The sequence below is a fragment of the Pseudomonas sp. FH1 genome (assembly GCF_000510895.2).
In the GTDB taxonomy this organism is placed as follows: domain Bacteria; phylum Pseudomonadota; class Gammaproteobacteria; order Pseudomonadales; family Pseudomonadaceae; genus Aquipseudomonas; species Aquipseudomonas azotoformans_A.
Genome location: NZ_AOHM01000112.1, coordinates 79,410 through 94,014, shown reverse-complemented (window position 1 = coordinate 94,014; position 14,605 = coordinate 79,410). Strand labels below are relative to the sequence as shown.

Here is a 14,605-nt window from a genome sequence, read left to right as displayed (position 1 = left end):
GTGAGCGGGGCCCATTTTCCAGACATAACCCGAAGACAAAATCAGGTTTGTTCCTGTTCCATGTAGGAACTCTCCCAAATCCACCGAATGGCCATCCACTTCAGTCAAGCCTGCTTGATGCGGGCGCTCAGGCTGTGATGCAAGCTATCAATGGCGTGGCCAATGGCTTCAACCGACGCCGCCAATGCATGACGGTCCCGGCTTTCACACACACCCTCCAGCGTTTCACAACACGCGATCAGCGCCGGCGCCTTGACCATGCGCGCCCCACCTTTAACGCGATGAGCCAAGTCATGCAACTTGCCAAAGTCCGCGTGTTCTTGCAGCGTCGATAGCAGCAAGCGGTCCTCTGCGAGGCTACCGATCAATGGCGCCAGCAACTCATTGAGCCCGGCAGTATCATCGCCTGTCAGTGCGACCAGGGTACTCAAGTCACATACCGGCACGGCCTCCACCACCACCGGTGCCGCGGTGCGCGATGCCAACGCTGCGCGCAGATCATCAAGGCCGGTCGGTTTGAAGAGACAACCGTCCATGCCCGCCTGCCGGCAGCGCTCGGTCTCCTCCGGTTGCGCGTTGGCGGTAAACCCCAGAAGCAGACACGGCACCAGGCCACGCTGACGCTCCTGGGCACGGATATCACGGGCCAATGTGTAGCCATCCATGACGGGCATGTTGCTGTCGGTGATGACGCCATCAAACTGCCCGGCCCGCCACAGTGCAAAGCCCTCAGCGCCGTCCTCGGCCGTGACGATGTGATGCCCCAGGAAGCTCAGTTGTCGCGTCAACAGCAAGCGATTGGCCGGGTAATCATCGACCACCAGGAGGTTCAATGCAGGTGTCGCAGGCGCAGGTTGAACAGGTAAGGAAACCGCCGTTGCGGTGGTCAGCGCCAGCGCCAACGTCACGTCCACTCGCGTCCCCTTGCCCTGCACACTGCTCAGATGCAATTGGCCGCCCATCATCTCGCACAGGTTGCGGCTGATCACCAACCCAAGGCCGGAGCCACTGCGCGCCGACTGGTCGTTGTTGCTGCCTTGGATAAACGGGTTGAACAAGCGCTGCTGATCTTCGGCGCTGATGCCAATCCCCGTATCTTCCACAAACAACCGGAGGTTCAAGTGGTCACCGGCCAATGCCGGTGCGCTCTGAGCGCCCAGACGTACCTGCCCGGTGGTGGTGAATTTGATGGCATTGCCCAGCAGGTTGGACACCACTTGCTTGAAGCGCAAAGGGTCGATCATCACCATCCGGTCGATCAGCGGATCAAACTCGACGTGCAGCTGCAACCCCTTGTCCCGCGCGAGCCCCTCGAAAACCCGTGCCACAGAGGCCAACAACTCATGGAGGTTGGCCTGCTCCAGGCTCAAGGACAGGTGACCGGTTTCAATCCGTGCAATGTCCAGGATATCGCCGATCAACTCCAGCATGCTCCGGGATGCCATCGACGCCACCTCCAGCGCATCCTGATCGACACGGCCCTGCTCGGCGTTTTTCTGGGCCAACTCGATCATGCCGATCACCGCATTCATGGGTGTGCGGATCTCATGGCTCATGGTCGCCAGGAACGTAGTCTTGGCCCGGTTGGCGGCGTCGGCTTCCTCCTTGGCTTCCTGCAACTGGCCCAGCAGGCGCTGGCGTTCGCTGACATCCACCCAACCGGCAATCATGCCCACAACGCTGCCGTTGCTGTCACGGTATGGCAGCATCCACTGGTAAATGGTCAGCACACCACCTCCCGGCACCTTGAGCACGCGATCCTGGATCTGCGGCTCACCCCGCGCCATCAGGCTCAAGTAATCGGCATGGAACGACTGGGCCTGCGGCGGGTTGCCCGTGTCGGTTTGCACCACAGTCTTGCCGATCACGTCCTCCAACCTGAAGCCAAACACATCAAGGTATGCGTTGTTGCAAGCCATTAACCGACCTTGGCGATCGCGCACATAGATCGGATGAGGGGTGCCGTCGATCAGCACGCTCATGAATCGCATCTGGTCGCTCAAGGCACGTTCTGCCTGAGCACGCTTGTGTATCAGGTTGCGCAGGTAGAGCCCCCAACCCAGGGTCACCAGCAGCAACAACGCTGCCAGACCAAACCCTTGGATGATCACGTTGCGATGGCTGCTCCAGTAGCTGTCTTCGATGATGATCTCGCTGCGCCAACGGTTGGTCAGTTCGTCCATTTCTTCCGGTGTGATACTCAACAACGCCTTCTCGAGGATCGAATACAGCTCCAGTTGGCTGCGGTTGACACCGAAGGCAATGCGCGCCGGTTCCGTGCCGATCGTGCTGGTAATACGCAGGCGGTCTCGGAAATTGCGCGCAATCATGTAGCGTGCGCTGATCAATGAAATGACGGTCGCATCCACACTGCCTTTGGCGACCAACTCCATGGCCTCTTCAGGGTTTTCGACGTCAACGAACTCGATACCTGGGTAGTCTCGGGCAATTTGCGCGGCCAGGCTGTTGCCGCCAATGAATGCCAGGCGCTTTCCGGGCATATCTTCCAGGGTGAGCAACCGCTCGTCGTTGGCCCGCGTCACCAGCACATAAGGATTGGACAGGTAAGGCCGGGTAAAGCGGACCTTTTCGGCACGCTCGACGCTGGGCGTGATAACTGCAAGCATGTCCACTTGCCCGCTGCTGACCTCGTCAATTTGCCGAGGCAAAGAACTGCCATGCACTACCTCGAACTTCAAGCCTGTGCGCAAGCTGATCCGCGACAGCACTTCATCGCTCAACCCCACGAACTGCCCTTTCTCATCTAGAAATGACAACGGCATAAACTTATCGAGCACCGCGACCGTTACCCGTGGATGCTTCTCCAGCCAACGCTGCTCACTGTCGCTCAAGCGCAGTCGGTCTGCCTCCAGGAAACCGCTGTCTCCGGCACTCCAGCGGCGCAGGATGCTCATTTGCTGGCTGGCGGGGATCACGGCCAGCGCCGCATTGATGATATTCAGCAGACGGATGTTATCCCCGGTGAACGCGAACCCGAACGGGTTGACCTCCAGCCCGGAAAAATCGGCCATGCGCACATTATTGAGATGATTTTTGTTGATCAGATAACGGGTACTGATGACGTCCCCCAGGAACACATCCGCCTGGCCAAACGACACGGAGCCGATGGCTTGGGGGGTAGAGCCATACAACAGCAACTGCGCCTTGGGGTAATAGGCTTGCACCGCGTCGGGCTGCATGTAGTGGTAGAGCATCGCCACGCGTTTGCCAGCCAGGTCGGCGCCCAGTAAATGACTATCCCCCGTGCGGGTTACCAGCACAGGTTGATCATTGGCGTAGGAACGCGACAGTATCAGGTCTTTGTCGGCGGCTTCGTAACCATTGGCCGAGCCCACTAAATCGACCTTGCCCAGCTTGAGGGCCTCGATCACTTCATCGCGGGTGTCGTAACGTCGAACCTCGATAGGGATGCTCAAGATGAGGCTGATCAGCCACGCGTAGTCAGCAGTGATCCCTTCAAAATCATTGTTGTTGCTCAGGTCGAAAGGCGCGGCGCCGACACCCCCATCACCAACGTGCGTCGCTGGCGTAGCCAGCGCCAGTCGCTTTCATCAAGCTCCAGGCCTGGGTTTTCAAGGGTGGCGTGGCCGAGGAGTCTTAGGGAGTGTGGCTCGTCCAGGGCCATCGCTGCTGAGGGCAACAACCCGATCAGCAGGATGGCCGTGAATCTCAACAGCCGGGAGGTGGTCATTTCAGATCAGATGATTGCGCTGGGCGAACTTGGACAGGTGCACCACCGAAGACATACGCAGCTTTTCCTTGAGTCGCGTCTTGTAGGTACTGATGGTTTTGTGGCTCAACAGCATATCCTCGGCGATTTCCTTGTTGCCCAGGCCCAATGCCAGCTTTTGCAGCACCGTCAATTCGCGGTCTGACAGCGCGTCGACCAGTTCTTGCTCGGTAGTCTGTATATCGTCACGGCGCACTGAACTGGTGGCCACGCTGGGGAAGCAGCTGTAGCCGGAGCGGATCGCCCGGATCGCCTTTTGCAACTCGTCCAGCTCACCCGTCTTGGCCACAAAGCCCATGGCCCCGGCGCGCATGCAGCGGGTGGAGAAGAACACAGCCAGGTAGGAGGTCAGCACCAGGATCTTGCAAGGCAGCTCCAGCGCCTTGATCCGGCTGATCACCTCCAGCCCGCCGAGTTTGGGCATGGCCAAGTCGAGGATGATGAGGTCCGGGCGCTGCTCACGCGCACACTGCATGGCGTCGGCGCCGTTGCCCGCTTCATAGATTTCATCAAAGCCTTCTTGCTTCAACAGGTACTTCACGGTGGCACGGATAAAAGGGTGATCATCCACAATTAAAGCTTTGCTCATAAGACTCCCCGAGGGATCAGTACGCTTACATATCACACGGGACCTAACTACCTGTGAAAAGTAACAGTTCCGACAAACGGTGCTGATTACTCCGCATGACACTTCAGGCAGTACAGAACCCTCCTTTTGATAAAGCACGGTCAAAACGTTGAGCTGCGCCCTGGCTCCTGAGGCGCAAGGGCGCAACCTTAACAACGGTGTGGCTTATCAAATGAAGGGATAATCTCGATTGCTTGTAGGACTTTTCCTGGTAACAGCATAGTCTGCTTCGCGCGGGACAGCGCCTTACAGCCGGGGACTACTCAGTGGTACTTGGACTCCAGAACGCTTGCACCACCAGGGTCGACATCGAGATTCGCGCCACCAGTGCGTCCAACTCGTCGCCGTCCACGGACGTCACGGCCAGGGTGGCTTCGATCTCCACTTCTTCCGTGCCGAAGGGGCGCACGTCCACATCGCTGGCCGGATAGTTGCAACGTGCCAGCTCCGCTTCCAGCAAGGCCAGTACGGCTTTCTGCTGGGTACGCCGGGCGATCACATAGAGGATGTTGGTGACTTCTGCCGACACCACGTCCAACGGCTGGCGGTTGATGTTGTTGACGATCGGTCGCAGCAAGGTGTTGGCCGCCAGCACAAACAGGGTTCCCAACAGCGCCTCAAGCACCAGGTCGGCACCCGCGCAGGCGCCCACCGCCGCCGACGCCCATAGGGTGGCCGCCGTGTTGAGCCCCCGCACGTTGCCTTCTTCACGCATGATCACACCGGCACCGAGAAAACCGATGCCCGAAACCACATAGGCCACCACCCGCACCGCGCCTTCCGCGCCGCCGAGCCGGCTGGCCATGTCGACGAAAATCGCCGCGCCCACCGCCACCAACACGTTGGTACGCAAGCCCGCCGTGCGCTGACGGTACTGACGCTCGAAACCGATCAAACCACCGAGAATAAAGGCCGCAGTGAGGCTGACCAGGGTGTCGACCAGGGATTCGAGGTTGATGTTGTTGATTGCTTGCATAGGAAATCTTCCCTGTTCATTGCCAGCCAAACTTACGGATGTAGTAGCCCTTCACCGCCTGGGTCAGTGCCATGTACGCCAGCAGGATCACCGGCAGGAACACGAAGTACAGCGACGGCAGCGCCTGCAACTTGAAGTAGTGCGCCAGTGGCCCCATCGGCAGGAAAATCCCCACGGCCATGATCACGCCGGTCATCACCATCAACGGCATCGCCGCACGGCTTTGCAGGAACGGGATTTTCGGGGTGCGGATCATGTGCACGATCAGCGTCTGGGTCAGCAGCCCGACCACGAACCAGCCGGACTGGAACAAGGTCTGGTGGTCAGGCGTATTGGCATCGAAGACATACCACATGAGTGCGAACGTGGTGATGTCAAAGATCGAACTGATCGGCCCGAAAAACAGCATGAAACGGCCGACATCTCCCGGTTGCCAGCGTTGCGGTTTGCTCAGCATCTCGTCGTCGACGTTATCGAACGGAATCGCAATCTGCGAAATGTCATACAGCAGGTTCTGCACCAGCAAATGCATCGGCAGCATCGGCAGGAACGGGATGAACGCACTGGCCACCAGCACCGAGAACACGTTGCCGAAGTTGGAACTGGCGGTCATCTTGATGTACTTGAGCATGTTGGCGAAGGTGCGCCGGCCTTCCAGCACGCCCTCCTCCAGGATCATCAGGCTCTTTTCCAGCAGGATGATGTCGGCGGCTTCCTTGGCGATATCCACAGCGCTGTCCACCGAAATGCCGATATCAGCTGTACGCAATGCTGGCGCGTCGTTGATGCCATCGCCCATGAAGCCGACCACATGCCCGTTGGCCTTGAGCAAGCGCACGATGCGTTCCTTGTGGCTCGGGGTGAGCTTGGCGAACACATTGGTGGTTTCCACGGCCTTCGCCAATTCGGCATCGGTCATGGCCTCGATGTCGTTGCCCATCAGCAGGCCCTGTTGCTCCAGGCCCACTTCGCGGCAGATCTTGGCCGTGACCAGTTCGTTGTCGCCGGTCAGCACTTTCACTGCCACGCCATGGGCTTTGAGGGCCTTGAGCGCAGGTGCAGTACTTTCCTTGGGTGGGTCGAGGAACGCGACATAACCGATCAGCCTGAGGTTGTTCTCATCCGCCAGACTGTAGGTATCGCGCCCCGGCGCCATCGGCTGCGCGGCCACGGCGACCACGCGCAGGCCTTCTTCGTTGAACGCGGCGGTGACCTGGCGGATACGCGCCAGCAGGTCGTCGGTCAGCGCTTCGTTGACGTCGCCATGGCGCACGTTGTTGCACACCGACAGAATCTCTTCCACAGCGCCCTTGCAGATCAACAGGTGCGGCTGGCCTTGCTCAGCGACCACCACGGACATGCGGCGGCGGTTGAAGTCGAACGGAATTTCATCGACCTTCTGGAACGCCGTGCCGACTTTCAGCTCGCGGTGCACTTCCACATGTTCCAGCACCGCCACATCCAGCAGGTTTTTCAGGCCGGTTTGGTAGTAGCTGTTGAGGTAGGCCATTTCCAGTACGTCATCGGACTCTGCGCCCCACACGTCCACATGACGTGCCAGGAAGATTTTGTCCTGGGTCAGGGTGCCGGTCTTGTCGGTGCACAGCACGTCCATGGCGCCGAAGTTCTGGATCGCGTCCAGGCGCTTGACGATGACTTTCTTGCGCGACAGAAACACCGCGCCCTTGGCCAGGGTGGAGGTGACGATCATCGGCAGCATTTCCGGGGTCAGGCCCACGGCAATCGACAGCGCGAACAACAGTGCTTCGGTCCAGTCGCCCTTGGTGAAACCGTTGATGAACAGCACCAGCGGCGCCATCACGAACATGAAGCGGATCAGCAACCAGCTGACCTTGTTGACGCCATGCTGGAACGAGGTAGTGGCGCGGTCCGTCGCGGTCACGCGCTGGGCCAGGGCGCCGAAATAGGTGCTGTTGCCGGTGGTCAGGATCACCGCCGTCGCCGCGCCGGACACCACGTTGGTACCCATGAACAGGATGTTCTCCAGGTCCAGCGGGTTGCGGGTCTTGGCGTCCTGCTGCTGGGCGAACTTCTCCACCGGCATCGATTCACCGGTCATCGCCGCCTGGCTGACGAACAGGTCCTTGGCGCTGAGTACGCGGCAATCGGCGGGGATCATATCCCCAGCGGACAGCACGATCAGGTCGCCCGGCACCAACTGTTTGATCGGCAGTTCGATGCGCTTGGCTTCATCGCGGCGCAGTACCGTGGCGGTGTTGCTCACCATGGCTTTCAGCGCATCGGCGGCCTTGTTGGACTTGGCCTCCTGCCAGAAACGCAACAGCGTCGACAGCACCACCATGGAGAAAATCACCGTGGCGGCCTTCATGTCCTCGGTCAGCCAGGAGATCACCGCCAGCAACGTCAGCAACAGGTTGAACGGGTTTTTGTAGCAGTGCCACAGGTGCACCCACCACGGTAGCGGCTGCTCATGCTCGACTTCGTTGAGCCCGTATTGCACGCGCAGAGCGTCGGCTTCCTGAGTGGTCAAACCCTCGGAATGGCTGCCCAGGGTGCCGAGCAATTGCACGGCACTGCTGTTGGCCGAGACCACCAGGGTTTGCGCCAGGGTCGGCGGCACTTCGCGGCTGACGCTGGCGTCGGTCACGGTTTCGAGCATCGCCAGGCGACGGAAATGCCGGGCGATGTGCCGGGTCCGCAGGAAGCCGGCAAAGAACTCTTTCAACAGAGTCAGGTTCATGGTGTTACTCCTGCGCGAGGAAAAAACCGTCGTGCAGGTACCGCCGTCTGTACCGCGCCCGTTTTATAGGCACAGCCAGCTAGGCCCGCCTGTCGTAAAAGACAGGCGCGTCCGTAGCATCCCGAGGTGAGCCGGGAGCTGGTCAGCGTCGATGAGAGGGATTCGGGCAGGCGCCAGGACTGGCCACTGCCGGGATGCCGCTTCTCGCTTTTAGTGGCGAGACAACGGCATCGGAAAAATGCGCGTTACCTTGCCAAGCCTGTGCCGGTTACCGAAACCGGCCGACTACTGTCACTCGAACAAGTACCCACTGAGGGTCTCCGCTATTGATGAAAACGCGCGAAGCTTACGCCCCGATGATCAGAGAGTAAACCGTAGGAAAGTTTACGTATGGGGAATAAGAGGATTCTTCAGGGTGGGTTCAGGAAGGTGCATCCACTTGATCTCGCGGCACCAGCGTCATGTAATCACCCACCTGCCCACCTGCCAGGGCCTTGACCTGAATCGATACGCTGTTCACCTGACGCCCCATCGTGATCCCTTCGCGGGTGCGTACCTGCACATAGCCAAGTTTTGGCCAGAAACGTTCGGCCTTGGCATTGCCGATGACTACCGTCAAACGCAACCATTGAGCGCCGCTGCCCGCAGCCCAAGCCTCAAGATCCGCGTGCAGCCGCTGCGCCAACCCAGTGCCATGCAAGCGTGCATCCACCAGCAACAGCCCGATGTGCCAAACACCAACAGCCAGCAAGTCCGCCGCAATGTTCACCACCGACACCAGTTGGTTTTCCAGATCGCGGTAACCCAGCCAATACATCCGACTGCACGCCCACCCTGCGGGCAACTGCCCCTGCAATTCCTCATGCGCTTCGGTCGCAGTGGCCGGTTCGCCGTTGACCGCTATGAAGTAGTCCGGCGCCCGCTCAAAAAACCGCTGCAACTCGACCTCATCGCGATCACCCAGCTCAACGACCTGAATGCCCACGACGGAACACGCCGGCAACCCGTGTGAATCAACTTCCATGTCCACCGCCCTCAATCGTCCCGCGTCAGCACTTCCAGCAACTCAATCTCAAAACGCAGATTGCTGTTGGGCTTGATATGCGCGCCCATCGACCGCTCGCCATAGGCCAGATGCGCCGGCACGAACAGGGTGCGCACACCGCCCACCTGCATGCCCATCAAGCCCTGGTCCCAGCCCTTGATCACACGCCCGGTGCCGATCACACACTGGAACGGCTTGCCGCGCTCCCAGGAGGAATCGAACACCGTGCCATCTTCCAGGGTGCCGGTGTATTGGGTGGTGATCAGCGCGCCTTTGACCACGGCTTTGCCGGTGCCGGGGCGGATGTCGGTGATTTGGAGTTCTTCGGGGTTCATGGGGAATCCGTTGGATAGATAATGTTTGCTTGAGTTGTGTTTCGCAGATAGGGCATTAAATCCAAGTCGACAATCGCCCAGAATCCACCGAAAAAATCAGGATTATTCAGGTGGACATCAATCGCTAACACTTGCGGAAGTTGTTCTTGATCGGCAATCACCCCTTCAAGGTGCAACGCCAAGGCCTCGCGGACATTATGCAGTGCTTCGGAAAAAGACCTTCCCGCAGATAAACACCCCGGCACGTCAGGAATGGTCACGCCGTAGTCCGAGTCCGCGTCTTTGTGTACTACCACAGGAAACTTCATTTTTCCTCCTCTGGATAAACCCTTGAGGGCCATTCAGCCGAATCATTATTTGAGGCTTACTGATTTTTTACCAGCTTGCTGATCACCTCCACTCAGAGTGCGGGTGTGCGAGCATGAAAAAAGCAGTGACATTTCCCTTTATCTCGCAGGACGTTTCCGAGAGAATCCCAACCGCTTGCGCCGCTCAAATCACGTGGCTAGTCTTCGTCGGTCACTGCCAATTCAGTGATTCGGGGTTTGGTAGACCACGAGTGATTAGGCGCTAAGCGCCCCCTTCTGCAAGGCGCTTTTTTTCGGCCCTGCGTTATGGTGGCCGTGCGCAGGGCACCTTCGGGTGCACCGGGTCCTAATCACCGGTCTACCAATCTGCGTACGGTCACCACCCTAAAAGTCGTTTGGTAGCGATGGTGGTGACATTCCAACTTAGATTAGGAGTTGAACCCATGGACAAACCTGTCCCCGCGCCACCCGCTTCAGAACTGCAATTCTTCACCACCACCCCAGACCTCAGCTTCGAAGACGCCCTGGCCCACGCCAGCAGCGTGTTGCGTTGTGCCGCCGTTGCGGCGCAAATGGCCGGGGATCAACTGGAAGGGACTTCACGCACGTTGGTGCTGTCGGTCATGCACCTGGTGGACATGGCCAGTGTGATGGTGGATCGGTCGCTGGAGTGTATGCAGCCGATTTGAATGAGTCGCGGCAAGAAGCCTTGCTTCTTGCCGCGACTAAGCGCTTCCGATTGGCAGGCGCCAACTGACAACCTAAACGGAAGCACCTGATTTACGCATTGCCGCCCTATCACCTCTTATGTAGAGCAGTCCCCATAAGAGTCCTCTGCAATGAACCCAGCTATCAGCCCTGTCCGCGTTTCTGTCGTGCAGTTTGATCCCCAGGTAGGAACGCAGCACCGCACCACTAACCTGCAGCACAGCCTTGCGCTCGCAACTGAAGCGGCCAACGGTGGCGCCAAACTGATCGTGCTTCCGGAACTTTCAAATTGCGGTTACTTCTTCGCCAATCGCCAAGATGCCTTTGACCATGCCGAAATTGTTCCGAACGGAAGAAGCGTGCAGGTTTGGATCGAATTTGCTTCCCGGCATCGTGTGTATCTGGCTGCGGGCGTTAGCGAACTAGACGGCATGCAATTGTTCAACACCAGCGTCCTGATAGGCCCGGACGGCTTTATCGGCAAGTACCGCAAAGCACACCTCTGGAACCTGGAAAAACTATGGTTCACCCCTGGGAACACAGGTTTCCCTGTCTTTGATACTCCCATTGGACGTATCGGCATGCTGATCTGCTGGGACATCTGGTTTCCCGAGGTACCGCGCATTCTCAGCCAGCAAGGCGCCGATATCATTTGTAGCCTGAACAACTGGGTATGGACCCCTCCCCCGTTATTTGATGAGGCCGGCAAGTGCATGGCGTCTTATCTGACGATGACCGCAGCGCACGTCAATAACGTGTTTATCGCAGCAGCCAGTCGAATTGGTGAAGAGCGTGATGCCTGTTATCTCGGGTGCTCGTTGATTGCCGGGACCAATGGTTGGCCCATCGGCAAGGTGGCGTCGGCGGACTGCCAGGAGATTCTGTTTGCCGATATCGACCTCAGCAGCGCGCGCAGCGCACCGATCTGGAACAATCTCAATGACCTGCAAAGGGATCGGCGCGCTGATATCTATGATCCGATGCTTGGCTACACCCAGCACCCGGCACTCCCACGCTGAGAGAAGGAGACACATCCAACACTACCACTGTGGTCTTTATAGCCACCGCCAAAACCGACTCCAAAACCCCCGCCCCAAATCATCCTTACACCGCGCATACTGCGCCGCATACAGCTGTGAACGCGCCTGCACCTTGCTCGCCACCGGTGGCAGCCAGGCCTTGGCGGCGTAGGTACGTTGGCGGTAGCCGCCCCAGCCTTCGTGGTAGTTCAGGTATTGGCCGTAGGCGTCGTATTTGTAGACGCCGTTGACGGTGTAGGTCTTGTCCATGTACCAGCCGACAAAGTCGATGGCGTCGTCGAAGTCCTGGCGGCTGGCGCCGCTGCGGCCGGTGCTCTTGCGGTAGTCGTTCCACACTTCGTCCTTGGCCTGGGCGTAGCCGGCGGCAGTGGAGACGCGGCCCCAGGGGATGATCCACAGCAGGTATTTGCGCGGGGCCAGGGCGTCCTGGTGGAAGCCGGACTCCTGATACATGATGGCGAACGGCACCTGGATCGGCACCCCCCAGCGTTTTTGCGTGACTTTGGCGGCGTCGTACCAGTCGTCCTTTTCGCGGAAGATGCCGCAGAGGTCATTGGGCGTGCGTGGCGGCGAGGTGCCGCACGCCGCCAACAGGGAAGTGAGTAGTAACAGTCCGACGGCTTTGCCTGCGCTCAAGGGGCACCTTTGCGAGATACGCGTAAAAAGACCGGCATTTTACGCGCTCATTGAGGTGAGTGCCGATCTGTCATCCAGTCGTTTTGATAACGGCGGTGACTTCCAATTCCAGCATGCCGCCGCTGGGCAACCCCGCCACGCCCACCGCCGACCGCGCATGCCGGCCCTGCTCACCGAACACATCAATCAGCACCTGGGAAGCGCCGTCGACCACTTTGGAATAGCTCTGGAAACCCTCGCCGCCATACACAAAGCCACGCACAAACAAAATGCGCTCGACGTTCTCCAACCCCACCGCCTGATCCAGCACGCTCAAGGCACGCAGCGCACAGGTTTGACCAGCTTGTGTCACCCGCGCGGGCGAGGTCTGGTCCGTCACCGGCCCGCTGATCACGCCATCGCCCAGTCGGCACACTTGCCCACTCACATAGGCCACACCCGCATGAATCGTCACCGGCACATAGTCACCCTTGGGGCCTGGCGCCTCGGGCAGTTGCAAGCCCAAGGCGACGATACGTTCGCGAATACTCATGCGGGCTCCTCGACAAATTCCACATGCCCACCCAACCAGCACCCCTGCACCTGCCCTGCCGCATCGTGACGAAAGCGCAGCGAAATCTGCGAAGGCCGGCCCATTGCGCGACCCTGGCGGATGTACACCGGACGATCATCATCGGTCACCAAGCCGTTTTCCAGCAGGCCAAAAGACAATGCTGCCGCCGCGATACCGGTGGCAGCGTCTTCCGGGTAACCCGAAGACTTGGGGAACTGCCGCGCATCAAACTGGCGGCCTTCAAGGTCCGACGGCGCGTAGGGATACAACCCGGTAGAGCCGATGCGCTCACACAGTTGCTCCATGCGGCGGAAGTCCGGCTTGAGGCTGTCCAGCACCGCCACGCTTTTGAGCGCAACCAGCGTTTTGACGCGGCTGGTGCGGGCGTTCTGGATCGGCAACGGCGCCAGTTCGTTGGAGGTAATGCCCAGCACCGATAGAATCTCGGCCTCAACCTGCGGATCGCTCAAGGTTTCAACGTGCCCCTTGGGCTGGCTGATTTCCACTTGGATCTGCGCAGTGCCCGCATTGGCGATCTGGGCATCAACCCGCCCGCTCAACGTCCACAACGCCAGGCGCTCCTTGTGCAGCATGCCCAATTGATCAAGCAGCCAAATGGCGCCGACGGTGGCATGGCCGCACATTTCCATCTCATGGTTGGGCACCCAGAAACGCAGGGCAAAATCGAAATCGCTGCCGGCTGGTGCGGCAAACACAAAGCCGCACTCATGCCCGTAGTCCCGGGCGACTTGCTGCATATCGGCATCACTCATGCCGTCGGCCAGCGCCACGGTGGGCGCCGGGTTGCCGCCACGCGCGGTGGCGGGAAATACATTGACCAGATGAACCTCGGGCGTCATTTCGCCTCTCCCTTGAGGGTGGAAACAGTCGGCGCCACGGCGTCGACGATGGTGTTGGTGTAGACCTGCTGCGGGTCGAGCGTCACCGGATCATTCTCGACGGCGTTCATGAAGCTGATGTTCTTCTCGACGCCGTCTTTTTCGATCCGTGGCGTGGCCGGGTAGGACGGCAACGAGGCGGTCCAGGCGGCATCGAAGATCGCCGCATCAGTGTGGGCGAAGTACGGGCGCACCGACTCGCGGGCCTTGTCCGGCTCGCTGGCGATCAAGTGTTCGGCTTTCCAGATAGCGCGCACCAGTTTCTCGGCGGTGGCCTTGTTGCTGCTCAACCAGTCCTCGCGGGCGATCATCGCGGTGAACAGGAAGCCGTCCAAGGGTTTGTATTCGCCCTTGGCCAGGTCCATCAGCACAAACCCGCCCTGCTGCGCCGCAGTGGTGACGGTGGGTGGCGACAGCGAGAAGCCATTGATGCTGCCCTGGGAAAACGCCGCCAGCATGTTCGGCGCGCCGCCGATGGGCATGATGGTGAAGTCCTTGTCCGGGTTCAGGCCGGCGTCCTTGGCCAGGTAGCGCACCAGCATATCGGTGGTGCTGCCGGGGCCGGTCACGCCGATCTTCAAGCCTTTGAGGGCTTGGGCACGTGCCGAAATGGGCGACGAAGCCGACACCCCAGCCTTGCGCGCCGACTCGCCATCGATCACCACGGTGCTGCCGAATTGGGTCTGCACGGCGGCAAACGCCTGCACGTTCTGGCCCTTGGACCGCGCGCGCACTGCCACTGCAGGCAGGCCGACGTAGGCATCGGCATCGCGGCCGAGCACGGCCGTCAACGCCGCCGAGCCGCCCTTTTGAAACACGATCACTTCAACATTCAGGCCTTCTTCGGCGAAGTAGCCCTGCTTCTGCGCGACGTAGATCGGCACATACAGGAAGCCTTCGCTGGGGAACGCCAGGGTGACTTTGGTGAGGTCTTGGGCCTGGGCGGCGGGCAGGAAGGCAGCGCACAACAGACCGGTAATCACAAGACGCTTAAGCATGATCAA

11 protein-coding genes and 2 pseudogenes are annotated in these 14,605 nt (G+C 59.6%); 2 read left to right on the top strand and 11 right to left on the bottom strand.

The features are described 5' to 3' along the window. Positions 1-104 precede the first annotated feature (104 nt). The 7 genes and pseudogenes from H096_RS25375 to H096_RS25345 form a co-directional block, all read right to left on the bottom strand. Positions 105-3,712 (bottom strand): annotated as a pseudogene (locus H096_RS25375) (transporter substrate-binding domain-containing protein). Between the two features lies 1 nt (position 3,713). Further along, positions 3,714-4,340, bottom strand: a complete 627-nt coding sequence (locus tag H096_RS25370) for a response regulator transcription factor (protein WP_033902088.1) — start codon at positions 4,338-4,340, stop codon at positions 3,714-3,716. A gap of 298 nt (positions 4,341-4,638) precedes the next feature. Then, positions 4,639-5,355, bottom strand: a complete 717-nt coding sequence (locus H096_RS25365) for an MgtC/SapB family protein (RefSeq protein WP_033902087.1) — start codon at positions 5,353-5,355, stop codon at positions 4,639-4,641. A gap of 16 nt (positions 5,356-5,371) precedes the next feature. Next, on the bottom strand, positions 5,372-8,077 hold the full coding sequence (mgtA, locus tag H096_RS25360) for a magnesium-translocating P-type ATPase (RefSeq protein WP_033902086.1): 2,706 nt from the start codon (positions 8,075-8,077) through the stop codon (positions 5,372-5,374). A 421-nt stretch (positions 8,078-8,498) separates the two neighbouring features. Beyond that, positions 8,499-9,101: a GNAT family N-acetyltransferase gene (locus H096_RS25355; protein ID WP_033902085.1), complete on the bottom strand. Its 603-nt coding sequence runs from the start codon at positions 9,099-9,101 to the stop codon at positions 8,499-8,501. 11 nt (positions 9,102-9,112) lie between these two features. Further along, positions 9,113-9,457 (bottom strand): FKBP-type peptidyl-prolyl cis-trans isomerase, encoded by a 345-nt coding sequence (locus tag H096_RS25350; RefSeq protein WP_033902084.1) that lies wholly within the window; start codon positions 9,455-9,457, stop codon positions 9,113-9,115. A gap of 44 nt (positions 9,458-9,501) precedes the next feature. Further along, positions 9,502-9,765, bottom strand: a pseudogene (locus H096_RS25345) (type II toxin-antitoxin system HicB family antitoxin); the annotation flags it as partial. 443 nt (positions 9,766-10,208) lie between these two features. Here H096_RS25345 and H096_RS25340 point away from each other — a divergent pair. Next, positions 10,209-10,454 carry a DUF3077 domain-containing protein gene (locus tag H096_RS25340; protein ID WP_033902083.1) on the top strand — a complete coding sequence of 82 codons (246 nt, stop codon included), beginning with the start codon at positions 10,209-10,211 and terminating at the stop codon, positions 10,452-10,454. A gap of 150 nt (positions 10,455-10,604) precedes the next feature. Continuing rightward, positions 10,605-11,492 (top strand): nitrilase family protein, encoded by an 888-nt coding sequence (locus tag H096_RS25335; RefSeq protein WP_033902082.1) that lies wholly within the window; start codon positions 10,605-10,607, stop codon positions 11,490-11,492. A 36-nt stretch (positions 11,493-11,528) separates the two neighbouring features. On the opposite strand, the gene H096_RS25330 is transcribed toward H096_RS25335, so the two are convergent. From H096_RS25330 to H096_RS25315, 4 genes are all read right to left on the bottom strand, one after another. Then, on the bottom strand, positions 11,529-12,149 hold the full coding sequence (locus tag H096_RS25330) for a lipoprotein (protein WP_033902081.1): 621 nt from the start codon (positions 12,147-12,149) through the stop codon (positions 11,529-11,531). A 70-nt stretch (positions 12,150-12,219) separates the two neighbouring features. Then, positions 12,220-12,681 carry a RidA family protein gene (locus tag H096_RS25325; protein ID WP_033902080.1) on the bottom strand — a complete coding sequence of 154 codons (462 nt, stop codon included), beginning with the start codon at positions 12,679-12,681 and terminating at the stop codon, positions 12,220-12,222. Then, a complete protein-coding gene (locus H096_RS25320) occupies positions 12,678-13,562 on the bottom strand; it encodes a PhzF family phenazine biosynthesis isomerase (protein ID WP_033902079.1) in 885 nt (294 codons plus the stop codon). Before H096_RS25320 ends, H096_RS25325 begins: the two co-directional genes overlap by 4 nt. Beyond that, on the bottom strand, positions 13,559-14,599 hold the full coding sequence (locus tag H096_RS25315; RefSeq protein ID WP_033902078.1) for an ABC transporter substrate-binding protein: 1,041 nt from the start codon (positions 14,597-14,599) through the stop codon (positions 13,559-13,561). Before H096_RS25315 ends, H096_RS25320 begins: the two co-directional genes overlap by 4 nt. Positions 14,600-14,605 lie beyond the last annotated feature (6 nt).

Bases quoted from the DNA above. Each gene is read 5' to 3' on its own strand.
- H096_RS25370 (WP_033902088.1), bottom strand. From the start codon at position 4,340: ATGAGCAAAGCTTTAATTGTGGATGATCACCCTTTTATCCGTGCCACC.
- H096_RS25365 (WP_033902087.1), bottom strand. From the start codon at position 5,355: ATGCAAGCAATCAACAACATCAACCTCGAATCCCTGGTCGACACCCTG.
- mgtA (WP_033902086.1), bottom strand. From the start codon at position 8,077: ATGAACCTGACTCTGTTGAAAGAGTTCTTTGCCGGCTTCCTGCGGACC.
- H096_RS25355 (WP_033902085.1), bottom strand. From the start codon at position 9,101: ATGGAAGTTGATTCACACGGGTTGCCGGCGTGTTCCGTCGTGGGCATT.
- H096_RS25350 (WP_033902084.1), bottom strand. From the start codon at position 9,457: ATGAACCCCGAAGAACTCCAAATCACCGACATCCGCCCCGGCACCGGC.
- H096_RS25340 (WP_033902083.1), top strand. From the start codon at position 10,209: ATGGACAAACCTGTCCCCGCGCCACCCGCTTCAGAACTGCAATTCTTC.
- H096_RS25335 (WP_033902082.1), top strand. From the start codon at position 10,605: ATGAACCCAGCTATCAGCCCTGTCCGCGTTTCTGTCGTGCAGTTTGAT.
- H096_RS25325 (WP_033902080.1), bottom strand. From the start codon at position 12,681: ATGAGTATTCGCGAACGTATCGTCGCCTTGGGCTTGCAACTGCCCGAG.
- H096_RS25320 (WP_033902079.1), bottom strand. From the start codon at position 13,562: ATGACGCCCGAGGTTCATCTGGTCAATGTATTTCCCGCCACCGCGCGT.
- H096_RS25315 (WP_033902078.1), bottom strand. From the start codon at position 14,599: ATGCTTAAGCGTCTTGTGATTACCGGTCTGTTGTGCGCTGCCTTCCTG.